21 protein-coding genes are annotated in these 23,554 nt (G+C 38.1%); 6 read left to right on the top strand and 15 right to left on the bottom strand.

Annotation, left to right across the window (positions count from 1 at the left end):
- Positions 1–360: 360 nt before the first annotated feature.
- From CUB63_RS17015 to CUB63_RS17005, 3 genes are read left to right on the top strand one after another with little or no spacing between them, the layout of a single operon-like run.
- Positions 361–1,098, top strand: a complete 738-nt coding sequence (locus CUB63_RS17015; protein WP_072065048.1) for a (Fe-S)-binding protein — start codon at positions 361–363, stop codon at positions 1,096–1,098.
- The gene (locus tag CUB63_RS17010; protein ID WP_109848568.1) at positions 1,089–2,507 is read left to right on the top strand and encodes a LutB/LldF family L-lactate oxidation iron-sulfur protein; all 1,419 of its coding nucleotides are present in this window, start codon (positions 1,089–1,091) and stop codon (positions 2,505–2,507) included. Before CUB63_RS17015 ends, CUB63_RS17010 begins: the two co-directional genes overlap by 10 nt.
- Before the next feature lie 3 nt (positions 2,508–2,510).
- Positions 2,511–3,200 (top strand): LutC/YkgG family protein, encoded by a 690-nt coding sequence (locus CUB63_RS17005; protein WP_006534368.1) that lies wholly within the window; start codon positions 2,511–2,513, stop codon positions 3,198–3,200.
- Positions 3,201–3,224: 24 nt separating this feature from the next.
- On the opposite strand, the gene CUB63_RS17000 is transcribed toward CUB63_RS17005, so the two are convergent.
- The 4 genes from CUB63_RS17000 to acs all read right to left on the bottom strand — a co-directional run bounded on the left by CUB63_RS17000 (position 3,225) and on the right by acs (position 9,316).
- Positions 3,225–4,808: a phosphoethanolamine transferase gene (locus tag CUB63_RS17000; RefSeq protein WP_109848567.1), complete on the bottom strand. Its 1,584-nt coding sequence runs from the start codon at positions 4,806–4,808 to the stop codon at positions 3,225–3,227.
- 426 nt (positions 4,809–5,234) lie between these two features.
- The gene (locus CUB63_RS16995) at positions 5,235–6,890 is read right to left on the bottom strand and encodes a cation acetate symporter (protein WP_109848566.1); all 1,656 of its coding nucleotides are present in this window, start codon (positions 6,888–6,890) and stop codon (positions 5,235–5,237) included.
- Complete coding sequence (locus CUB63_RS16990; RefSeq protein WP_006534371.1) at positions 6,887–7,198, bottom strand: DUF485 domain-containing protein; 312 nt, start codon at positions 7,196–7,198, stop codon at positions 6,887–6,889. The genes CUB63_RS16995 and CUB63_RS16990 overlap by 4 nt, the downstream gene beginning before the upstream one ends.
- A 159-nt stretch (positions 7,199–7,357) precedes the next feature.
- On the bottom strand, positions 7,358–9,316 hold the full coding sequence (acs, locus tag CUB63_RS16985; protein ID WP_109848565.1) for an acetate--CoA ligase: 1,959 nt from the start codon (positions 9,314–9,316) through the stop codon (positions 7,358–7,360).
- Positions 9,317–9,688: 372 nt separating this feature from the next.
- Between acs and sodA the strand changes: the two genes are divergently transcribed.
- Together sodA and yiiM are read left to right on the top strand one after the other, a co-directional pair.
- The gene (sodA, locus tag CUB63_RS16980) at positions 9,689–10,312 is read left to right on the top strand and encodes a superoxide dismutase [Mn] (protein WP_109848564.1); all 624 of its coding nucleotides are present in this window, start codon (positions 9,689–9,691) and stop codon (positions 10,310–10,312) included.
- Positions 10,313–10,426: 114 nt separating this feature from the next.
- Positions 10,427–11,101 carry a 6-hydroxyaminopurine reductase gene (gene yiiM / locus CUB63_RS16975; protein WP_006534376.1) on the top strand — a complete coding sequence of 225 codons (675 nt, stop codon included), beginning with the start codon at positions 10,427–10,429 and terminating at the stop codon, positions 11,099–11,101.
- 75 nt (positions 11,102–11,176) lie between these two features.
- Here the strand turns inward: yiiM and trpS are convergent, their stop codons facing one another.
- From trpS to CUB63_RS16920, 11 genes are all read right to left on the bottom strand, one after another.
- Positions 11,177–12,205, bottom strand: a complete 1,029-nt coding sequence (gene trpS, locus CUB63_RS16970) for a tryptophan--tRNA ligase (protein WP_109848563.1) — start codon at positions 12,203–12,205, stop codon at positions 11,177–11,179.
- 1 nt (position 12,206) lies between these two features.
- Positions 12,207–12,917 carry a phosphoglycolate phosphatase gene (locus CUB63_RS16965; RefSeq protein WP_072065040.1) on the bottom strand — a complete coding sequence of 237 codons (711 nt, stop codon included), beginning with the start codon at positions 12,915–12,917 and terminating at the stop codon, positions 12,207–12,209.
- Positions 12,917–13,588 carry a ribulose-phosphate 3-epimerase gene (rpe, locus tag CUB63_RS16960; RefSeq protein ID WP_006534381.1) on the bottom strand — a complete coding sequence of 224 codons (672 nt, stop codon included), beginning with the start codon at positions 13,586–13,588 and terminating at the stop codon, positions 12,917–12,919. The genes CUB63_RS16965 and rpe overlap by 1 nt, the downstream gene beginning before the upstream one ends.
- A 44-nt stretch (positions 13,589–13,632) precedes the next feature.
- Complete coding sequence (gene dam / locus CUB63_RS16955; protein WP_072065039.1) at positions 13,633–14,448, bottom strand: adenine-specific DNA-methyltransferase; 816 nt, start codon at positions 14,446–14,448, stop codon at positions 13,633–13,635.
- Positions 14,449–14,530: 82 nt separating this feature from the next.
- Positions 14,531–15,469, bottom strand: a complete 939-nt coding sequence (locus CUB63_RS16950; RefSeq protein ID WP_072065038.1) for an SPOR domain-containing protein — start codon at positions 15,467–15,469, stop codon at positions 14,531–14,533.
- Between the two features lie 169 nt (positions 15,470–15,638).
- On the bottom strand, positions 15,639–16,733 hold the full coding sequence (gene aroB / locus CUB63_RS16945) for a 3-dehydroquinate synthase (RefSeq protein ID WP_072065037.1): 1,095 nt from the start codon (positions 16,731–16,733) through the stop codon (positions 15,639–15,641).
- A 54-nt stretch (positions 16,734–16,787) separates the two neighbouring features.
- On the bottom strand, positions 16,788–17,309 hold the full coding sequence (gene aroK, locus CUB63_RS16940; RefSeq protein WP_036914409.1) for a shikimate kinase AroK: 522 nt from the start codon (positions 17,307–17,309) through the stop codon (positions 16,788–16,790).
- 578 nt (positions 17,310–17,887) lie between these two features.
- Complete coding sequence (pilQ, locus tag CUB63_RS16935) at positions 17,888–18,991, bottom strand: type IV pilus secretin PilQ (protein WP_006534388.1); 1,104 nt, start codon at positions 18,989–18,991, stop codon at positions 17,888–17,890.
- The gene (locus CUB63_RS16930) at positions 18,988–19,518 is read right to left on the bottom strand and encodes a hypothetical protein (RefSeq protein ID WP_006534389.1); all 531 of its coding nucleotides are present in this window, start codon (positions 19,516–19,518) and stop codon (positions 18,988–18,990) included. Before CUB63_RS16930 ends, pilQ begins: the two co-directional genes overlap by 4 nt.
- Positions 19,515–20,084 carry a fimbrial assembly protein gene (locus CUB63_RS16925; protein ID WP_109848562.1) on the bottom strand — a complete coding sequence of 190 codons (570 nt, stop codon included), beginning with the start codon at positions 20,082–20,084 and terminating at the stop codon, positions 19,515–19,517. The genes CUB63_RS16930 and CUB63_RS16925 overlap by 4 nt, the downstream gene beginning before the upstream one ends.
- Positions 20,072–20,896, bottom strand: coding sequence for a hypothetical protein (locus CUB63_RS16920; RefSeq protein ID WP_109848561.1), 825 nt, complete (start codon positions 20,894–20,896; stop codon positions 20,072–20,074). Before CUB63_RS16920 ends, CUB63_RS16925 begins: the two co-directional genes overlap by 13 nt.
- A gap of 115 nt (positions 20,897–21,011) precedes the next feature.
- Here CUB63_RS16920 and mrcA point away from each other — a divergent pair, with 115 nt between their 5' ends.
- Positions 21,012–23,546 (top strand): peptidoglycan glycosyltransferase/peptidoglycan DD-transpeptidase MrcA, encoded by a 2,535-nt coding sequence (gene mrcA / locus CUB63_RS16915; protein ID WP_109848560.1) that lies wholly within the window; start codon positions 21,012–21,014, stop codon positions 23,544–23,546.
- Positions 23,547–23,554: the final 8 nt, after the last annotated feature.

Below are 23,554 nucleotides of genomic sequence, written 5' to 3'. Positions count from 1 at the left end.
ACGTTGTAGCGCCGATGGTAGTGTGGGGTCTCCCCATGTGAGAGTAGGGAACTGCCAGGCATTAATTAAGACGAGAAAGCCAACCCAATGGGTTGGCTTTTTTGCGTTTGGAGTTTTTATTTTTTAATCCTCTATTCCATTTCTTTTTAATAAATTGTTTTTATTTAAAACAATTTATTCCATCCTATTTCTATACCTAGATTAGTTTTATATACCGATTCAAATTATAAAAAAACATAGAATTAAACATATATTTAACATCATTTTTGTGACAATATTAATTGTCATACAAATATAACGATAAATAAATGGCGGTCAGTAAACTATTTTGTATAAAAGATAAGCAATAGGAGCAAATGTATGGATATTAATTTTTATGTCACATGTATTGGGGATGCTCTAAAATCCCATATGGCAAGAGACAGCGTATTACTGCTAGAAAAATTAGGTTGTCGGGTTCATTTTCTTGAAAAACAAGGTTGTTGTGGTCAACCCGCTATTAATAGTGGTTATATTGAGAACGCAAAACCAGCTATGAAAAAATTTATTGAAACCTTCGAAGTTAATGATTATCCAATTATTTCTCCAGCGGGATCTTGTACTTATGCAATCAAAGGTTATTCCAAATATTTAGCTAATGAACCTGATTGGGCTATGCGAGCTGAAAAAATAGCTAACAGAATGTTTGATTTAACTTCTTTTATTGTAAATCAGCTTGGTGTTCTTGATGTCGGCGCCAGTCTTAAAGGTAAAGCTGTTTATCACCCATCTTGTAGCCTATTTCGTAAAATGGGCGTTAAAGAAGAACCTATTAAATTATTACAGCATGTAAAAGGTCTTGAATTATTACCTTTTGAAGATATGGAAACGTGCTGTGGTTTCGGGGGGACATTCTCAGTCAAAATGGCCGAAATTTCAGGAGAAATGGTAAAAGAAAAAGTACACCATATTATGGATGTTAAACCTGATTATTTAATTGGTGCAGATGTTAGCTGTCTTCTAAATATTGGTGGACGTTTAGAGCGAGAAGGACGCCCTGTTAAAGTGTTACATATTGCACAGGTCTTGATGAGTCATGAGGAGGAATTATGTCGTTAAGAACGAGTTCTATTCCTTTTAAAGATCTTATCGATCGCCAAGTACATGATGAAGTTATGCAAAAAGCCGTTGCTAATGCACAAGAAACTATTGGTAAAAATCGGCAAAAGATGGTTGATGATCTTGGACATTGGGAAGATTGGAGAGATAGAGCAGCGCAAATTCGAGATCATGTGCTTGTTAACTTGGATGCTTATTTATACCAATTATCTGAAAAAGTAGAAGAACATGGTGGGCATGTTTTCTTTGCTAAAACAAAAGAAGAAGCAACGCAATATATTCTCAGTGTAGCTAAAGAAAAAAAAGCAAAGAAAGTTGTTAAAGCTAAATCAATGGTAACTGAAGAAATCGGTATGAATACCGCATTAGAGAATGCAGGTATTAAAGTTATTGAAACCGATTTAGCAGAATTTATACTCCAGCAAGCCAAAGATGCGCCTTCGCATGTTGTTGTACCTGCTATTCATAAAAATAGAGAACAAATTCGTCAAATATTCCATGATAAATTGGGATATAACGGCTCTGATACACCAGAAGAAATGACTCGTTTTGTTCGTCAAAATATTAGAGACGATTTTTTTACTGCCGATATTGGTGTAACGGGTTGTAACTTTGCAGTTGCAGAGACGGGTTCAGTTTGTTTAGTGACTAATGAAGGTAATGCTCGCTTAAGCACTACATTACCTAAAACACATATAGCTGTGATGGGTATGGAGCGTATCGCACCGACATTTAAAGAGGTGGATATTCTTATTACCATGTTAGCACGCAGTGCCGTTGGATTACGTTTAACGGGCTATAACACATGGCTTACAGGGCCTAGAGAAAAAGATAATGTTGATGGCCCTGAAGATTTTCATCTTGTTATTGTTGATAATGGGCGTTCAAGAATTATCGGCTCCGAATTTAAAGATATTTTGCGTTGTATTCGTTGTGGGGCCTGTATGAATACTTGTCCTGCTTACCGCCATATTGGTGGCCAAGGATACGGCTCTATTTATCCAGGCCCGGTTGGTGCTGTTTTAACCCCTTTATTAGGTGGTTATAAAGATTTTAAAAACCTTCCTTATGTGTGTTCATTATGTACCGCCTGTGATTCTGTATGTCCTGTAAAAATCCCACTATCCAACTTAATTAAAAAACATAGAGATGTGATGGTTAAGGAAAAAATCACACCAACAACGGAGCGTACGATCACCGATATATTTAACTATGTAAATCGTCATCCTACATTATGGAAAGTTGGTATGAATTGGGGAGCTCATGCTGCAAGGTGGTTTATTAAAGAGGGGAAAACGCCTTTAAATATAGGTGCATTAAAAGTGTGGACTGAAGCAAGAAACTTGCCACAAGGTGATGGTGAAAGTTTCCGTAGTTGGTTTAAAAAACATCAAAAAGAGGAGAAATAAGAGATGAATAATAAACATACATTCCTATCTCATTTAGCTTCTCAGTTAGGAAGACCATTAAAAACAATACCTGACTCATTACCAACACCAATAAATACATATCCGGAAGAAAGATTAACTGAATTATCGGAAGAGGAACGATATCAATATTTTCTTAATACCGCTAAATTAGCAGGCAGTGATTATGAGACAACGACACAAGAAGCCTTACCTCAGTGCTTACTTGCACTATGTAATAAATATGGTTCATCAGTGATATTGACGGGTGATCCTCGTTTAAAAGAAAGTGGTGTTATTGATTTATTATCTCAACATTGTGATGTTAGTGTGTGGGATCACCATGTTGGTGCAGAAAATATTGAACATGTAAAAAATGCTAAAGTGGGGATTGTCTTTGCCGAATATGGACTTGCTGAATCAGGGGGCGTTGTTTTATTTTCTGGAGCAGATAAAGGACGTAGTGTTAGTTTGATCCCAGAAACAACACTCTTTGTTATTAAGAGGAGTACCATTTTACCAAGAGTTGCACAATTAGCGGAAAAACTTCATCAACTAGCAGCAAAAGATGTCCGAATGCCTTCTTGTATTAATATTATCAGTGGACCAAGTTGTACCTCTGATATTGAATTAATTAAAGTTGTTGGTGTTCATGGTTCTTTAAATGCCATTTATATAGTGATTGAAGATTGCTAATAATTCTTTGTAAGGAGCCATATATTATTGTGGCTCTTGTTCTTCTGAACTTAATAAATCATATTTTAAGAGATTTTTATTACCATCAATGACCATGATGGGGGATCTCGGCTGATAGCAATCAGCTAAGGGTGAATAGCATTTATTTGGTGAGTGATGTTCTATACCAAGCCAACTACTTAATAACCAATAATTATTTGCTGTTGAATAAGGTTTGCTTAACACCTCATTACTAATGATTGGTTTTGTTGTTGAGGGGCTATACCAAATAAACAACGGGATATCGTAAGCTTCTTTACGTGGTGTATTTACGCCATGATGATAACGAACCTCTCTATTCTTATCGAGACGCTGTAAAGCATGATCGGAAAAATAGAGAATAGAAGCTGGCTTATCTTTGACTCTTTCAATGATGTCATTAATTAATTTATCTGTATAAGCGATAGAGCTGTCATAGCAATTATCATCATCTTCTTGCGTGAATTTCTTTAAATACCGATTGGGAAATCGATTACAGGCCGGCTCATGGCTACCATATGTATGTAAGATGATTAATTTTTTCTGTGCAGAGGGTTCATTAAGAGCGCTATCTAAATAAGGAAGTAGCTCTTCATCATAACCGATAAATTCATTCCACTTTTTATTTTGGGCCATATTCGCAATGACAGAAATAACACTGGTTTTTTGATTACCTTCACCTTGGTTACTTAGCCAATATGTTTTAAATCCGGCATGATTGGCAAGGGAAACAATATTATCAGCATAATGATTTTTATCTTGTAACTGTTCTAATCCTATATTTGAGAGTGAAATTGGTACAGAAAGAATGGTTACTGGCGCCGGAGAATAAACTTGATTGAATAAAATAAGATGACTCTTTTCTTTCATTAGATTAGGTGTTGTATTGTGCTGATAGCCATAAATTCCTAGATGATCTCTGCGAACGGATTCTCCAATAATTAGGATGTAAATTTCTGTATTATCACTATTTTTATTATATTGGAACTCAACTTTTTGAGAAGGAATTCTTCTAATTTTGCGATTTTCGTGGAGAGTTCGGACAAGTGCTGCTGCATTATAAAAAGGTGTATTCAGAAGAGTATATTCTGCAAGTAATTTACTATTGTTGTCGTTTCTTAATGCTAAGCTTTTATAAAATGGAATAATGGCGATTAATATAACAAAAGCAGTTACACTTTTTTTTGTCGTTTTTAGATCAGATACTTGAGCCGCTTTATGGATAAAAAAATAGTAAACGGCAAAAGCACATATATAAAATAATACATAGTACTTATTATAAGAGAGCATACCGACAGTTTCGCTACTGTTAGTATTAATAAAAGTTTCAGCAATGGATGATGAAAAAGCAATATCATGTTCACGATAGAAAAATAGAGAAATAGAAAGGTTTAAAGACCATAGCGCACTAATAACAAAGGTTATTATTTTTCCCAAAAAGTAACGATAAATGCCACTACACATCAGCATAAGTAGCCAACCAATGAGAACAATATAGATTTTTTGTTCTATATACAGCGTTGAACCACCCAATGCTGCAGGTGCTATAGATAAGAAAAATAAAAGTGCGTAATGAGTTTGCCAAGACATAATCTATTTAAAAACTACCATCTCTTTTTATATAAAATAAAAAGTTAATCATTTACTTTTTGACAATACAAGCCTTGTTTGTCTGAAGTGTGTCTGAAATTGATACTATTATGCTTCTTTCTCATTATTTTGGGCACTTTAGCTTTATTAATAAGTTATATGATAAATAAATTATGTTTACTTTTTGTTTGTAATTAATTGATTTTAATTTATTTTATTTTTCTCTTTATACTGGTAGAGTAGTTGATAATAAGTTATATAAATAATCGTATAGATATGTAGTTAAAGCTTAAAAATATTATAAATAAGTAAATGATAGAAATAGGAGCACGGTTTTTATGATAATTGATTGGAATTGAAGAGCCCCAAAGTTGGAATTCACTTTGCGGCTCTTTTTATTAAGAAAGATTACATTATTTCTAGCTGTTAGTGTTGTTTACCTTGCTCAATACCCAAGCCAATTTGAGAACGGATAAACTGAGCTTGGAATTTTGCTTTTTCTTGCTCACCTAAAGATGATTTATCTGTAATAGAGAAAAGCCATGAGATAATAAAAGCAATAATTATTGAAAATAATGCCGGATATTCATAAGGGTAGATTGGTTTTTCATGACCTAAAATACTAACCCAAATTGTTGGCCCTAAGATCATCAACGTGACAGCAACGAGTAAACCAGACCATCCTCCTGCCACGGCTCCTCGTGTTGTAAGTCCTTTCCAATACATAGATAACAATATGATTGGGAAGTTACAGCTTGCCGCAATTGAGAATGCTAACCCCACCATAAAGGCAATATTTTGCTTTTCAAATAAAATACCTAAACCGATAGCGACGATACCTAAGATAACTACAGTAATTTTAGATACTTTTAGCTCTTGTCTTTCATCTGCATGGCCATTTTTAATTACATTAGCGTAGAGGTCATGCGATACCGCAGAAGCCCCCGCTAAAGTTAGTCCCGCAACAACGGCTAAAATAGTGGCGAAGGCAACAGCTGAAATAAAGCCTAAGAAGAAATTACCGCCGACTGCATCCGCTAAGTGAACGGCCGCCATATTGGTTCCGCCAATTAAAGCGCCAGTGGCATCTTTGAACATAGGATTAGGGCTAACGAGTAAGATAGCGCCGAAACCAATGATAAAAGTAAGAATATAGAAATAACCAATAAAACCTGTTGCATAGAAAACACTCTTACGGGCTTCTTTTGCATCGCTAACAGTAAAGAAGCGCATGATGATATGAGGAAGTCCCGCTGTACCAAACATTAAAGCAAGACCTAAAGAGAGAGCCGATATAGGATCGGAAACCAATCCACCAGGGCTCATGATAGAGAACCCTTTTGAGTGAACACTAACGGCTTCTTTAAATAAGGTATTGAAATTGAAATCGGCAGCTTTCATCACCATAACAGCCATAAAACTTGCACCTGCAAGTAATAAAATAGCTTTAATTATTTGAACCCAAGTGGTGGCTAACATGCCTCCAAATAAAACATATAGCACCATTAGAATACCAACAAGCACAACAGCAATATGGTAGTTTAAACCGAAAAGGAGTTCGATTAATTTTCCGGCACCCACCATTTGTGCAATTAGATAAAGGGCAACGACAACCAGTGATCCAATAGCAGAGAGAGTTCTTACAGGTTTAGGGCTTAAGCGATACGAAACAACATCCGCAAAGGTATAACGTCCTAAATTACGTAAGCGTTCAGCAATGATAAAAAGAATGATAGGCCAACCAATTAGAAATCCAATTGAATAGATAAGTCCATCATAACCCGAGGTATAAACCAGAGCGGAGATCCCTAAAAAGGATGCGGCAGACATAAAATCACCGGCAATTGCCATCCCATTTTGAAAGCCAGTAATTTTCCCTCCAGCTGTATAGTAATCTGAACGTGAACGAGTACGTTTAGAGGCCCAATAAGTAATATAAAGCGTTAATCCGACAAATATCAGAAACATAATAATAGCCTGAATATTCATCGGTTGTTTTTCACCTCCTTCTGTTATTGCAGCGGCATAAGCCACTGTTGAAGAAAGGAAAAATAAGCTTATTGCATAGAGTAAATTTCTCATTTTTCTACCTCTTCAATAACTTCAGCGGTAAGTTTGTCAAATTCAGTATTAGCTTTGATTACGTAAATACCTGTTAATAGAAATGAGGCAATAATTAAGCCAATACCAATAGGAATACCTCGTGTAATGTAGCTTCCTTCATATAGTGGTGTACCTAACCACTGTGGATAGAATGCAATAAGTAAGATAAACGAGACATACATAACGAGCGTAATAATTGAAAGTGTCCATGAAAAACGACTACGTTTATTAACCAGTTCTTTAAAGCGAGGGTTGTTTTCTATCTCTTGATAAATATTGGCATTCATCAGAGTTCTCCTCTATATAATTGTTTGGTTTATCACTTGATTTAGAGGCTTCAATCCCCTGCATTTCATGATTTTTAGGTAAGAGCGCCCAGCAAAGACATTTTCATGTCTTTGCTTTGTCGTATTACGTTTTTTAAATGACAGCTATTTTGTTGTGTATTAAGCGGTGAGTGATAGAGACTGTTTTTCTTCTAACAGTTTCTCTACAACACCCGGATCAGCGAGTGTTGAGGTATCTCCGAGGTTAGTTGTGTCACCAGAGGCAATTTTGCGCAAGATTCGGCGCATAATTTTCCCTGATCGTGTTTTAGGTAAGGAATCTGTCCAATGTAGGATATCTGGTGTCGCTATTGGTCCAATTTCTTTACGTACCCAGTTGCGAACTTCAGTATAAAGTTCAGGGGTTGGTTCTTCACCGTGATTTAAAGTGACATAAGCATAAATGGCTTGTCCTTTAATATTGTGAGGAATACCCACTACTGCGGCTTCTGCAATTTTAGGATGTGCAACAAGAGCAGATTCAATCTCTGCTGTTCCTAAACGGTGACCTGAAATATTCAAGACATCATCAACACGTCCTGTTATCCAATAGTCACCATCATCATCTCGGCGCGCTCCATCACCAGAGAAATACATACCTTTAAAGGTTGAGAAGTAAGTTTGTTCAAAACGATCGTGATCACCAAAAAGTGTTCTTGCTTGACCCGGCCAAGAATCAGTAATCACTAAGTTGCCTTCACAAGCCCCTTGCTGTACTTCTCCCATATTATCGACAATGGCAGGTTGAACGCCGAAGAATGGGCGTGTTGCTGAACCCGGTTTTAAATCCATAGCACCCGGTAGTGGGGTTATCATGAAACCACCCGTTTCTGTTTGCCACCATGTATCAACAATCGGGCATTGGCTACGTCCCATTTTCTGATAGAACCATTCCCAGGCTTCCGGATTAATAGGTTCACCTACAGAGCCAAGGATCCGTAGAGAGGTGCGTTGAGTATCTTCAATCGCTTTATCGCCTTCAGCCATTAGCGCACGAATTGCGGTAGGGGCTGTGTACAGAATGTTGATTTGGTGCTTATCAACGATTTGAGCCATACGGTTAACTGATGGGTAATTAGGAACACCTTCAAACATAACCGTAGTCGCACCATTTGAAAGTGGGCCATACAGTAAGTAGCTATGGCCTGTTACCCAACCCACATCAGCGGTACACCAATAAATATCGCCTTCATGATAATCAAAGGTGTATTTAAAGGTCATTGAAGCATAAACGAGATAGCCCCCTGTAGTGTGCAGTACACCTTTAGGTTTGCCTGTTGAACCTGAGGTATACAGAATAAAGAGAGGATCTTCTGCATCCATAACTTCGACTTCACATTCTGTACTGACATCTTGGATGATTTCATCCCACCAAACATCACGTCCATCAATCCATTGTTCGGTATGTCCTGTGCGGCGAAATACCACTACGTGATTAATCGGCGGAATATCGGCGTGGTTTAATGCATCATCAACATTTTTCTTTAAAGGAATAGCGCGACCCGCTCGTAATCCCTCATCAGCTGTAATGACTAATTTAGCTTTTGAGTCTATGATCCGGCCAGCAACCGCTTCAGGGGAGAAACCACCAAAAATAACAGAATGGATAGCACCAATACGAGTACAAGCAAGCATAGCGACTGCGGCTTCTGGCACCATAGGCATATAAATCGCCACGACATCGCCTTTTTTAATACCTAAGTTTTTTAATACGTTAGCGAATTGGCAAACATCGTGGTGAAGTTGTCGGTAAGTAATTTTTTTTGACTCATTAGGTGAATCACCTTCCCAAATAATGGCGACTTGATCACCTCGTGTTTTAAGATGGCGATCAAGGCAGTTTTGGCTGATGTTTAGTTGTCCATCTTCAAACCAGCGAATGCGTACATGGCCTGGGTCAAAGGATGTATTTTTTACCACAGTATATGGCTTTATCCAGTCAACGATTTTCCCCTTATCTGCCCAAAAGGCCTCGGGGTTTTTGATAGATAATTCATAGTCTTTTTGGTATTGCTCTTTATTGATCAGGGCGTGTTCTGCAATGCTTGCAGGAATATGATGTTGGTTTATTTTTGTCATAATAGTTCTCCTCACTATTGTTAATACTATGTCAAAAAGTCGTTAACAAAAGAGGGGAAATAAAGATTGTTTCTTTTTTGCGCAGAAGATCACGAATTAATGGAAATGCTTTTTATGGAATGTTCAAATAGTGCGAAAGCTAGTGATGAATGATTAATCTACTATTTTCTCGTTTAATAGGATTATTGTTTAATAGAAGGCTTTATAATTAAAATAATATACTATGAAAATTAATTTAACCGTGCTGGATAAAAAAACCACAATAACAACATGGATATGATAATGATTTTCATTAACGTTTTTTTCACTATAATGAAATGAAAAGATAAATCACATGGTGTGATCCAAGATAAAACAGCACTGGAGATTAATATGAGCTATACATTACCTGCACTGCCTTATGCTTATGATGCGTTAGAACCTCATTTTGATGAGCGTACAATGGAAATTCACCACACTAAGCATCATCAAACTTATGTGAATAATACCAATACAGCATTAGAAAAATTACCTGAGCTTGCTGGCTTAGAAATTGATGAATTAGTTAAAAATCTTCATAAAGTATCTGCTGATCAACGTACATTCTTACGTAATAACGCAGGTGGTCACTCTAACCATTCATTATTCTGGAAAGGGCTGAAGCTAGGTACTCAATTACAAGGTTCACTAAAAGAGGCGATTGAGCGCGATTTTGGTAGCGTTGAGGCTTTTAAAGAGTTATTTGAAAAAGCAGCAGCTAGCCGTTTCGGTTCTGGTTGGGCTTGGCTGGTATTAAAAGACGATGGCAAACTTGCGGTAGTTTCTACAGCAAACCAAGATAGCCCATTAATGGGTGAAGAGTTAGCTGGCGCATCTGGTTACCCAATTATAGGGTTAGATGTGTGGGAGCATGCTTACTACTTGAAATATCAAAATCGTCGCCCTGATTATATTAAAGCGTTTTGGTCCGTCGTTAACTGGGATGAAGCGCAAAAACGTTTTCAAAGTAAAGCATAATTGAGTAAATAGCTTCCTTTCTTTTTATATTTTCAATGCCGACATATGTCGGCATTGTTTCTTTTGAACACTCTCTTTACTATGGGGCATTGTTTTCTGTTTAGGTAGTGAGCCATGCGTTATTTTCCTAGTGTTTTTATCGGCAGCATCACAACAACGTCTAATGGATTTACCAGTGCGATCACCAAAAGGCTGGTGGACGGTCATATCAAACTCACTTCGTTGGGATTAGAAGGAGATGAGCAAGCTGAAAAGAGTTTTCACGGTGGCCCTGATCGCGCACTTTGTCACTATCCTAAAGAACACTATCTTTATTGGGCTGAGCAATTCCCACAATTGACGGATTTTTTTCATGCTCCTGCATTTGGTGAAAATATCTCAACAACAGGCATGACAGAAGAAAATGTTTTTATTGGTGATATTTATCAATGGGGAACCACATTAATTCAAGTTACTCAGCCTCGCTCTCCTTGCTATAAACTTAACACGGTGACAGACGTCAGTAATTTTTCGCAAATTATGCAAGATAGTGGTTATTGTGGTTGGTTATACCGAGTTGTGAGTACAGGAGAAACCGGTAGCCATCATCCTCTTATTTTGGTTTCAAGAAACAGTGATGTTTCTGTGAAAGAGGCGATTTCAATTGCTTTTCATATGCCTTTTGATGAAGAACTTTATCGTCGGTTATTAAGTGCCGCAGGATTATCTGCGAGTTGGAGCAAGACTATGCAGTTAAGATTGCAAAATCAAACTATTGAAAGTTTTAATCGACGCTTGTTTAAGGAATAAAAAGAAACACCTCTCTAAAAATGAACTGGGGTCAGTTCAAAATAAGAGAGGTGTTTTTTATGTATTAAAAGGAAATTACGGATGAGCAATAAACCCGATTGCGTCATAAACCTTGTCTAAGGTTGCTTGAGCGCGAGCTTTAGCTTTATCTGCACCTTCTTTCATTATTTTATTAAGTAATGCTTCATCATTACGGAATGTGTTAAATCGTTCTTGAATGTCGGTTAGCATTTCAGAGACCGCATCTGCGACAGCACCTTTTAGATGACCGTACATTTTGTCTTCAAATTCAGCTTCTAATTCAGGAATAGTTTTACCTGTTACACCCGCTAAAATATCTAATAAGTTAGATACACCCGCTTTATTTTCAAGATCGTAAATAACACGAGGTGGCTCTTCTGAGTCTGTCATTGCACGTTTGATCTTTTTAGCTGCTGATTTAGGATCTTCAAGCAATGCGATAACGTTATTACGGTTATCATCAGACTTAGACATTTTTTTAGTTGGATCTTGTAATGCCATCACACGCGCACCACCTTTTGGAATAAAAGGATCGGGTACAGTGAAGATATCGCCATAAATAGCGTTAAAGCGCTGAGCAATATCACGGCTTAATTCAAGATGTTGTTTTTGATCGATACCAACAGGGACTTGGTTTGTTTGATAAATCAGAATATCGGCTGCCATTAATACAGGATAATCGAACAACCCTGCATTGATATTTTCAGCATGACGCGCTGACTTATCTTTAAATTGAGTCATTCGGCTCAATTCACCAAAATAGGTATAGCAGTTAAGTGCCCAGCTTAATTGTGCATGTTGTGGAACATGTGACTGAACAAAAATAGTGCTTTTTTCTGGATCAATACCGCAAGCAAGGTACAGAGCGAGTGTATCTAAGGTTCTTTTTCTTAGCTCTTTAGGATCTTGGCGTACTGTAATAGCGTGTTGGTCAACGATACAGTAAATACAATCATAGTCATCTTGCATTTGTACCCATTGACGTAGCGCACCCATATAATTTCCGATAGTTAATTCACCAGAAGGTTGTGCACCACTGAATACAATTGGCTTTTGTGCCGTTTTTTCTACTGAAGTCGTCATTTTAATTCTGTTCCACAGTTGTCATTGGCGTGATATCGAGGATAGAGAGCAAATCAGCAAAATTATCGAGAGTAAAATCAGGTTTGCTGTCTGCAATAGATACGCCGTAGTTATAGCCATAGGTTAAACCTACGCAAGGGCATTGTGCCTCTTGTGCTGCAATAATATCGTTGCGAGAATCCCCAACAAAAAGGAGTTCTTCCTTTTTAACACCAAATGTACCCATTGTTAAATATAATGGTGCTGGATGCGGTTTTTTTTCTTTAACATCGTCTCCTCCTAGCACCAAGGAGAAATACTTATCAATTTCCAGTTGTTGTAATAGTGGAGCGATAAATGGTGACGGTTTATTGGTGACGATACCTAATGGAATATTATGTGAAGCTAATACTTCAAGGGTTTCTTTAACGTGTGGGAATAAATCACTGCCTGTTTTGACGGAAGTTGCATAATGTTCATCAAAAAGATCACGCATTTCTTTTAATAAGGTTTCAGTGACATCCTCAACGCCAGCATTATGCAAAGCACGCGTAAGTAGCATATCAACGCCATTACCCACCCAAATAGTGACGTTATGTTTTCCAGCAGGAGGAAAGCCTTTTGCTTTTAATGCGTAATCCGTTGCTTCTGTAAGCCCTACAGCGCTGTCGGTGAGTGTGCCATCGAGATCAAAGGCGATAGCACGGATACCTTTGAGTTTTTTATCTGTCATTACGATACCTTTTTTAATTCACGGCGCATATTGTCGATAACATGTTTATAGTCAGGCTGATTGAAAATAGCCGAACCAGCAACAAACATATCTGCACCCGCTTGGGCAATTTCAGCAATATTATCGACTTTGACACCGCCATCTATTTCTAAACGAATGTCATAACCACCATCATCAATCATCTTACGAACTTGGCGTAATTTATCGAGAGTGTTAGGAATAAATGATTGGCCACCAAAACCAGGGTTAACAGACATCAGCAGGATAAGATCTAATTTATCCATAACATAGTCGAGATAGTTTAATGGGGTTGCTGGATTAAGCACTAAGCCCGCTTTACAACCACAATCTTTGATTAATTGAATGGTACGGTCAACGTGGTCACTGGCTTCTGCATGAAATGAAATATAAGTTGCGCCTGCTTCTGCAAAATCAGGGATGATGCGATCAACGGGCTTTACCATTAGGTGAACATCAATGGGGGCTGTAATACCGTAGTTGCGCAATGCCTTACAAATTGGCGCACCAAAGGTCAGATTAGGAACATAGTGGTTATCCATAACATCAAAGTGGACAACATCAGCGCCTGCAGCGAGTACTTTTTCAGTATCTTCACCCAGGCGAGCAAAATCAGCAGATAAAATAGAAGGGGCAATCAGAAAATCTTTCATCGCATTCTCCAGACAACACTCCCATTGTCGGGAAGTGTTAACGATTATTTATATAAGGCAAGTAATTCGTTCACTTTGCTACGACCAAGTGTGTTGCTACTGATTGTTCTTCGGACTTTCACACTGTGTAGCTCTTTTGCGTTCACATACCACGTTTTTGTCAACGCAGTCTCATGGTTTGATATTAACACGGGTATCTGTCTCTCGTAAGCCAGCATTGAGGCAAGTTGAGCCAGATGTTCTTGCTCTTGAAAACTAAAGCTATTTGTATGGTATGACGTGAAATTTGCAGTCGGTGATAATGGCGCATAAGGCGGATCGCAATAAACGACAGCACCTTTTTCTGCATTAGTCATCGTTGATGAATAGCTTTGGCAAACAAATTCGGCTTTTTGTGCTTTTTCAGAAAACCAAATTAACTCTATTTCAGGAAAATAAGGTTTTTTGTAACGGCCAAAAGGGACGTTATATTCACCTTTGGAATTATAACGACATAACCCATTGTAGCAATGACGGTTAAGATAGAGAAATAGGACACTACGCTGATAAGGATCAGTTGAGCGATTAAACTCTTGTCGTAGTTGATAAAATTCCTCTGCGATATTCATTTGAGGGGTAAATAATAAGCGGGCATCCTTCATAAATTTTTCAGGATATTGCTTTACCGTGTTATAGAGATGAATTAGATCACTATTTATATCGGCAAGAATATATGAATCGTATTCTGTATTTAGAAAAACAGAACCAGCACCCATAAAAGGTTCAATTAAACAATTACCCTCAGGCAGATGACGTTTAATGTCATCTACCAAAGGATATTTACCACCAGCCCATTTTAGGAATGCGCGTTTTTTTTTCATGCCGTCCAAATTTCTCAATCGTTTCAGAGTCGCCGATTGTACTCTGTTTCAGACAGCATATCAGCGGTGAACCTCGTCTTAATTATTTTTTTAGATCCTGATGAACATGTTTCATCGGTCTAACCCATGGTTGTTTCGCTTGTACCGGTGCTGGTAATGAAGAAACAGCCTGTTTAGCTTCGCTTATATTACGATAGTTACCATAGATGAGTACATACCAAGGGTTACCATTACGCTGAGTTTTATAGATAGCGTAGTTTCCATTTAGGTTCTTTTTAGCGAAAGCTTCCAAGGTATCTTGGCGACTTGCGCCACTTAATTGCAATGTATAATTTGCAGCTGGAATAGAATTTAAATTGCCAGCAGATAATGAGCCTGAAACAACCGGTTTAGTTGTTGCTGGTTTAGGTTGCGTTGTTGCTGGTGGTGTTACTGGTTTTGTCGGTGGTGTTTTTACTTCAGCCGGTTTCTGTACGGGTTGTACTGGTTTGGTGACGGGGGCTTGTGTAACAGGTTGTTCCGGTTTTGGTTGTTGTGCGTTTAATTGCTGATTAGCCGCTTGATTGATGCCCGCTTGTTGTTGATTTAAAGAATCAACGATATCTCCAGGGATCTCAACACGTTGACCTTGTGAATCAATCATTGGTGGTAAGTTTTGTGAAGGTGGTGTTGCTGGCTGTATCTCTTGCCCAGAAATAGATTGAGGAGTCGATGGCTGACCATTTTCTGAAGGCGTAACGGATGACGGTTGTTGAGATAGATCGATATTTCTTTCTGTATTGGTTGAAGGTGCTGGTTCAGTTGTTTCTGGTGATTTTAATGCTGAGCTTATTGCGATAATTAGCAGAATCAGGACTAAAACACCGACACCAATCATCATCTGTTGACGGGATACAGAGAATCGAGCATTTTTTAATGGATTGCTACGAGGTCGATTGGTTCGACGTTCAGGCCTATCCGATGTATCAGGTTTGAGTGAATTATTACCCTTGGTTTCATTATCAGGTTTGAACTCGTCCATTATGCCCTCCGTCAGAGCGTCAAAAAGCGAAAAATATTCTATTCAGCTTAGCCATTACCTCATAGTATAAGGATGAAACGCTTTTTCTGAAACGTTGCATTTGACAATATTAACCAGAATTTTCCTTAAATGAATATTCTGGTTTATTTCTGGTCAGGTAATGGGGTGCTTAATTTGCATTAATGCAAGATGTTATCGCTTTGTGGACTTGTTCGCGAGTAATATCGGCACGTAATTCGGATTGACCGATACCTTTTGGTAAAACAAGGTGTAATTTGCCACCAGATACTTTTTTATCTCTCATCATATGAGGTAAATAGTCATCAGGTGTCATTTCAATAGGGCCATTGACGGGGAGGTTGGCTTTCTCAAGCAATTGAATAACACGTTGAGTCTCTTCTTCAGTGAATTGACCAAGTGCTTGAGATGTCCTTGCCGCCATTACCATGCCTGCGGCAACGGCTTCACCATGCAACCAAACACCATATCCCATATGCGCTTCAATGGCGTGTCCATAGGTATGGCCAAGGTTGAGTAGTGCGCGCAAACCACTTGTTTCTTTTTCATCAGCGGCAACAACGTCAGCTTTTAGCTCACAGCAACGACGGATACAAAATGCCATGGCTTTAGGATCAAGAGCTAAGAGTTTATCAATATTATTTTCAAGCCAGATAAAAAAGTCTTTATCTAAAATGATGCCATATTTAATAACTTCAGCTAAACCCGATGAAAGCTCTCGAGGTGGTAATGTGGCAAGACAATCGAGATCGATAACCACAGAAGCGGGCTGATAAAACGCACCAATCATATTTTTGCCAAGAGGATGATTAACCGCGGTTTTTCCACCTACAGAAGAATCGACTTGTGACAATAGTGTTGTTGGTACTTGGATAAAGCGAACACCACGTTGATAGCTTGCTGCAGCAAAACCAGTTAGATCACCAATAACACCACCGCCTAATGCGATAAGTGTTGTATCTCGATTGTGATTTTTTTCTAATAATGCAGTAAAGACATCATTCATGATCTCAAGCGATTTATATTGTTCGCCATCAGGCAAAATTACGCTATCAACCAAAACACCTTGTTTTTTTAAGGTGTCTGTTACCTTTTCTAAATAGAGTGGAGCAAGCGTCACGTTTGTGACGATCATCACTTGCTGCCCTGACTTTAATGGTAAAAAGGTATCTTCTTGATGAAAAAGGCCAGAAGCGATGGTAATGGGATAGCTTCTTTCACCTAATGTGACAGTGATTTTTTCCATAACAGTGGCCTTCTTCTTATTGTCTTTACTTAACCTTATAAATAGCTGAATGTATTAGTTTTGTTCTAATAATTCAATTATTTGATTGGCTACAATTTTTGCACTCTGATCATCAGTATGAATAGTGATGTCAGCAATCTCTTCATAAAGAGGATTACGTTCTTCAGCTAATGTCTCTAAGACATCACGCACAGGTTCAACACCTTGCAATAAAGGACGTTTTTTATCACGTTGGGTACGAGCGAGTTGTTTTTCAATGTTGGTTTCTAAATAAACAACCACACCACGTGCAGATAGTCTGTTACGGGTTTCTCGCGATTTCACCGAACCACCCCCTGTTGCAAGTACAATGCCTTGTTTTTCAGTAAGTTCGTTGATTATTTTTTCTTCTCGTTGACGGAAGCCTTCTTCGCCTTCAACATCAAATACCCAACCTACATCCGCACCTGTACGCCGCTCAATTTCCTGATCGGAATCATAAAACTCCATACTAAGTTGTTGAGCTAACTGACGACCAATAGTGCTTTTGCCGGCACCCATAGGCCCAACCAGAAAGATATTACGTTTCTCTGCCATGTTTTTGGTATTACTAAGATATTCGTTAATGATAACCCGCCCCGCCAAATTCATTCAGCGACGGGACCTAAACTGAAATTTATGAGTGTTTATCTAATTCACGCCTGATAACATTTGTTATCTACTCTCATAATAAGACTGAGTTCTTTCAGTAGATCGCTATAAAATAACCACATGCTGTCATAAGTGACAACATAGGATAAAAATCCCTTTGCCCACAGTACATAACAAAAACTACTAAAAAGTAATTATCTTTGTTGGCAATGCGGAGATTCTAACACAATTTAGTCGGAAAACCGCATCTGATAATATTGTCTTTTTCGTCATCAAGCGATCAATATTACATATAAAAAGCCCTACCTCCAAGAATAGAGGAAGTGCATAAAATGTATCCGTATTTTTATTGTGATGTTTCAGGCTCACTCAAATTAGCTAACCCTTGTAAGCTAAATCGTCCTCATCGTCAAATCTATAAATACAGATTATAAGAAAAAACAATGAATAACTCTCAATTTAATCTTAGTAAAAAACATGTAATTAATTGTATTTTATAATGAAGTTACTTTTCACATAAAAAATTAGATTAATTTGGGTGTAATAAAAATAACCAATTCATGACGACTGTGTTGATCTCTTTTATGACTGAAAAGTACGCCAAGTAAAGGAATCGAGGATAAGAAGGGTATCTTTGCCGTGTGTTCTTGCTGTTTCTGCTGAAATATACCTCCTAACATAATGGTTTCTCCATCACGAATCGCCACTTCTGTGCTGATCTCTTGTTTATCAATAGACAGATGTTCACTTCCACTTTGAACAAGTGCAATGCCCGGTGTGTTTTGACTAATTTTAAGTATTAACCTTATCTTTTTATTTCTTTGAATAATGGGTGTGACTTCCATACCCAAGACAGCCTCTTTAAATTGAACTTGTGTAATTTCATTATCTCGACTGACATAGGGGATCTCCGTTCCTTGTTTTATGGATGCTGTTTTTTCATGAGCGGTTGTTAGCCGGGGACTTGCAATAATAGATAATTGTTTCTCTTGTTCTAACGCGCTTAATTCAAGCTCTAATAGGCGTCCATTGATTCTGGCAATGTTGAATGCAATATAGTGAAGGGGATTTTTGGTGTTTTGATGGAGTGATAATGCAGAGAGTGAAGGTGTTGATAGCGCCGAATTAAGTGAGGAGGTTGCTGAAATCGTATTAGATACTGTTGTAGATGTTGCTTCGGTTTGTGTTTTTAATGCTTGTAACCCCCATTGAGTGCCTAATTCATTTAAAGCATCCTGACTGCTACTGACAATATGCGCTGTGATGTGAACTTGTTGTTGTGGGGTGTCTCGTAGTTTTAGCCAATCTTCTATTTCAGACAGTGTTTTACTATTATCAATAATTGAAAGACTATTTGCTTCTCTATCAATAATAACCCGCCCTTGCTGACTCAGTAATGGAATAGTGTGATTAGTGAGTTGCTCACCTAGTCTCTCAGCATCAGCATAATTTAAAGGATAAAGTTGGTGATGCAATTCTTCAGATTGCTCTGTCGCTGATGTTCGTTCTTCAATAAAGGTAGATGATATCTTTTCATTATTGATGTTCTGAGGAAAAAAGGGATCTCGGGTGTGAGCCCAAATGGTGGTTGTCATAGATAATATGGCGATTAAAATACCTATTTTCATGATATATCATCCTGTATTGTGTGAGGATAACTTAGTTCTATAAGGCTCATTTGTACTGAAATTAGATAGTTTTCTATTGGAAAAATATTCAGAGAAATAAGTGCTAAACTTGTTTGATTGAGGCATTCCAACAGTGTTAAAAACTGAGAATAAGACAAAGTAAATGTGAGTTTATATAACGAGTTGGGCGTGCTTTCCCAAATTTCTGGTATAAAATGATAAGTCATCAGTAAGTGTTGTAATTGCTCACTAACCGGTGAGTTATTGAATGGAATGTCATAATCTATTTGTTGTGTGATTAGTGAATTAATTGATGGCATTGTGTTTAACGTGTTTTGATGATGATCTATTCGCTTTCGTCTTTGAGCCATTTCTACGTGTTGTTGGGTTATTTCTTGCTGATAGTCCGTGTAGATAAAGAGGTAATAAACTAGCAGGGTAATAAAAGGTATAATTAAGCTTAGTAAAGTGAGTTTCCACTTAGGTAAAAACGCAATAAGTAACAACCATTGTGCATTTATTTTCATTGATGTTCCCCATCTTCTTCACTCCATTGCTCTTGTTTTTCTAATTTTCCGTTTAAATGTACTTCTGTGTAAGACGGATCAGTTTTGCTTTGTTGTAAATAATTCAACGCTAAAGAGGCTAAAACAGGGTGGCTTTTAAGGTTGGTAATAAAAGAGAGTGATTGTGTATTGGGAAGAGTGAGATGCAGTGAACGTTGATTATCTGCCTCATCATAGTGGCTAATCCAACCGGTTGCGGGAAGATGTGTTTCGATAGCTCGAAAGAAGCGAATGTAATGTAAATAGCGTAACCAGTTTTGATAATAGAGTGAATAGTGTTGATAGCGTAAAAGTGTCTGTTTTTTCTGTTTTTGATATATATCGAGTTGTTTTAGTAATAAATCTTCTTGTTGTTGAGTCTGGTGCTGTTGCGCTGTTATGAGTGTTCGTTTTTGTGCCAAATGGTAGGTGTAATAGCTACATACAACGAAAGTGATCGTGACCAATGATAGCGTTTGATAAAGCCATAACAATGCTTTTTGTTTAAATAAATTGTGGCGCCAAGGGAGATAATTTATTTGATACATAACACCTCTTCAGGGCGTAATGCTAAACCCAAAGCAACAAGTGGAATGAGATCTTTATCTGACGTTGTTTCAAATAAGCTGTGGGAACGATTGGGCCAAATAGGCATCAACTGGCTAAAATATTCTTCGTTATCGCCTGCTAAGTAACACTGTTTTAGTGACCAATGATATTTTTCTACTAACTGGTAAATACAAGTTTGTTGCTCTTGTTGGTTTTCATAGGCGAGAGTACCGTAATGAGGCATATTTTCATCAGATGATACCCAGAGTAGTGTTTTGTTTTTACAGTGTAAAAGTTGATCTTGGGGTGATAGGTCAAGGTAAGTTGCTAAATAACGCAGTGCACATGCAGGGGTATCAATCGCCGTTATTGTTAAATTTATTTGAGAGAATAAGTCAATATACTTATCTAAAATCGTTTTATGGCACAGATGAATGGCGAGTTTATCCTTATTCTGTCGATAATCAAAATTAACAGGGATTTTCGTATTTTGTGTGTAAGATGTGGCTCGTAGTTGTGCTAATCGATAACATGCTGCTGATGTAAGGGAAATTGCATGAGGCAGTGGGATAATTTGATAGCTTTCATAACTATCTGGTAGAGAAAGCGTAACATTATTAATAAAGGGTAAATTTTTACGCCAATTCATTAGGATTTTTCTTAATTTTATATCATTAAAATCGTCATTAAGAGGTAAAGGGAATTGCCAAAATGTACTGATTTTCCATTGTTTATTCTGCTGAAATATCAAAATTGCATTGATATGATGAGTGTTAATTTCAATACCAATCTGATAATTGTGTGTTTCCATAAGAGATATCCATATCTATTGATGAGTAATTGCCTATTTTCAAAGAGGCGTTACCTTTATACTACACACTGTTTGTTGATAAACCGCCCAATTCACACTACATGGGAAATTTAAGGTGAAGTTCTTAAAATATTTTTTCATCTTCGTTTTTGCTTGCATAATTTTGGGAGCAGCCTCGATATATGGTATGTATAAGTATGTTGAGCCTCAGTTACCCGATGTCGCGACATTAAAAGATGTTCGTTTACAAACCCCCATGCAGGTATTTAGTGCAGACGGAGAGTTGATCGCGCAATACGGCGAAAAACGTCGCTTACCGCTAACATTGGAGGAGATGCCTCCTCAACTGATTAATGCCTTTATCGCAACAGAAGATACACGTTTTCGTGAACACCACGGTATTGACCCTATTGGGATCTCGCGTGCTGTTGTAGTGGCATTAACATCAGGACAAGCCTCTCAAGGCGCGAGTACCATTACGCAACAATTAGCTCGAAATTTCTTTTTAACACCTGAAAAGAAATTAATGCGGAAAATAAAAGAAGCCTTTTTGGCGATCCGCATTGAGAAAGAGCTCACTAAAGATGAAATTTTAGCACTGTATTTAAATAAAATTTATCTAGGTAATCGAGCTTATGGTGTGGGTGCTGCGGCTTATGTGTATTTTGGTAAAAGTGTTCATGAGCTTAGCTTAAATGAAATGGCAGTGATTGCTGGTTTACCGAAAGCACCATCTACGCTTAACCCACTGTATTCTTATGATCGTGCTTTAAAACGTCGTAATATCGTTTTACAGCGCATGTATGAAGAGAGCTATATCACTCGTGCACAATATGAAAGTGCAAGAGCCGAGCCTATTGTTGCTAAATACCATGCACCGCAAATTGATTTCTCTGCACCTTATCTAACAGAAATGGTGAGAATGGAAATGTATGAGCGCTATGGTGAAAATGCTTATACCGATGGCTATAAAATTTACACTACCATTATTCGTAAAGATCAATTAGCAGCAGAAAAAGCCTTGCGTGACAATGTGATAGACTATGATATGCGCCATGGTTACCGTGGTGCTCAAGAAGTTCTGTGGCGTGAAGGGCAAACGCCATGGGATAACGAAGCTATCAACAAAAAATTAAAAGGGATCCAAACTTATGGTCCTTTAATTCCTGCTGTTGTGTTATCTGCTGATGCGAAAGAAGCCAAAGTTATCTTAAAAACGGGCGAGAATATTACGCTAGATTTAAAAGCGGTGCGTTGGGCACGTAAATTTATTTCTGACACCTCGCAAGGCCCAACACCAACAAAAGTTGATGCCGTTGTACATGTGGGCGAGCAAATATGGGTACGTCAAAATAACGAAAATAATTGGGTATTAGCACAGCTTCCAGGAGTAAATGCGGCATTTGTTGCATTAGATCCTATTAATGGTGCGATTATTGCGCTTGTTGGTGGTTTTGATTTTGAGATCAGTAAATTTAACCGAGTTTCTCAATCTTTACGCCAAGTTGGTTCGAACATTAAACCTTTCTTATATGCGGCAGCATTAGATAAAGGATTGACGTTATCGACGCTGCTTAATGATTTACCGATTAGCCGTTGGGATGCGGGCGCAGGTACCGATTGGCGTCCTAAAAACTCACCGCCAACTTATGCCGGTCCTATTCGTTTACGTCAAGGTTTAGGTCAGTCTAAAAATGTGGTGATGGTACGTGCAATGCGCGCAATGGGGGTGGATTATGCTGCTGATTATCTATTACGTTTTGGTTTCCCTAATCAAAATATCGATAGAACAGAATCTTTAGCATTAGGATCACCATCATTTACACCAATGCAAATGGTACGCGGTTTTGCTGTGATGGCGAATGGTGGATATTTAATTGAACCTTACTATATCCAACGTATTGAAAATGCAGAAGGTGAAGTGCTGTTTACTGCAGAGCCAAAAGTAGCATGCCCAGACTGTACAGATATACCGGTTATTTATGGTGATACCATGCGTTCTATCGCTCTATCTGATGACTATATGGAAAACGTTGCTCAATCTAATAAATCTCAGCCAGTAGTTGCTGCGCCTGAAATTGAATTAGAACAAGCACCGTTAGCTGAGACTGTAAAAGAAAGCCCTTATGCGCCACACGTTATCAGCACACCACTCGCTTTCTTAATGCATGATGCATTAAGAACAAACCTAGTGGGTGAACCGGGATGGTCTGGTACAGGTTGGCGTGCAGTTCGTGATCTTAAACGTCAAGACATTGGTGGTAAGACAGGAACCACCAACAGTTCTAAAGATGCATGGTTTTCTGGATATGGTGCCAATATTGTTGCCACAGCTTGGATTGGTTTTGATGACAGTAGTCGTAGTTTAGGTCGAACTGCCGCTAGTGGTGGCGAAGCGGGGGCTAAAACAGCCCAACCTATTTGGAACGACTTTATGAAAGTGGCTCTAGATGGTGTACCTGTTAATATGATGCCAATGCCACAAGGTGTTGTGGCTGTTCAAATTGATAGAAAAACAGGGAAACTAGCGGGTGATGGTCCTTCAATGAAAGAATATTTTATTGAAGGTACTCAACCGACAGAAAGAGCAAAAAATGAAGTAGGAACACAGATTTTTGAGGATAATGGCGAATCTAACGAGTTATTCTAATTAATCGA

This window comes from Proteus penneri (genome assembly GCF_003144535.1).
Lineage (GTDB): Bacteria > Pseudomonadota > Gammaproteobacteria > Enterobacterales > Enterobacteriaceae > Proteus > Proteus penneri.
This window is presented reverse-complemented; position numbering and strand designations above follow the sequence as displayed.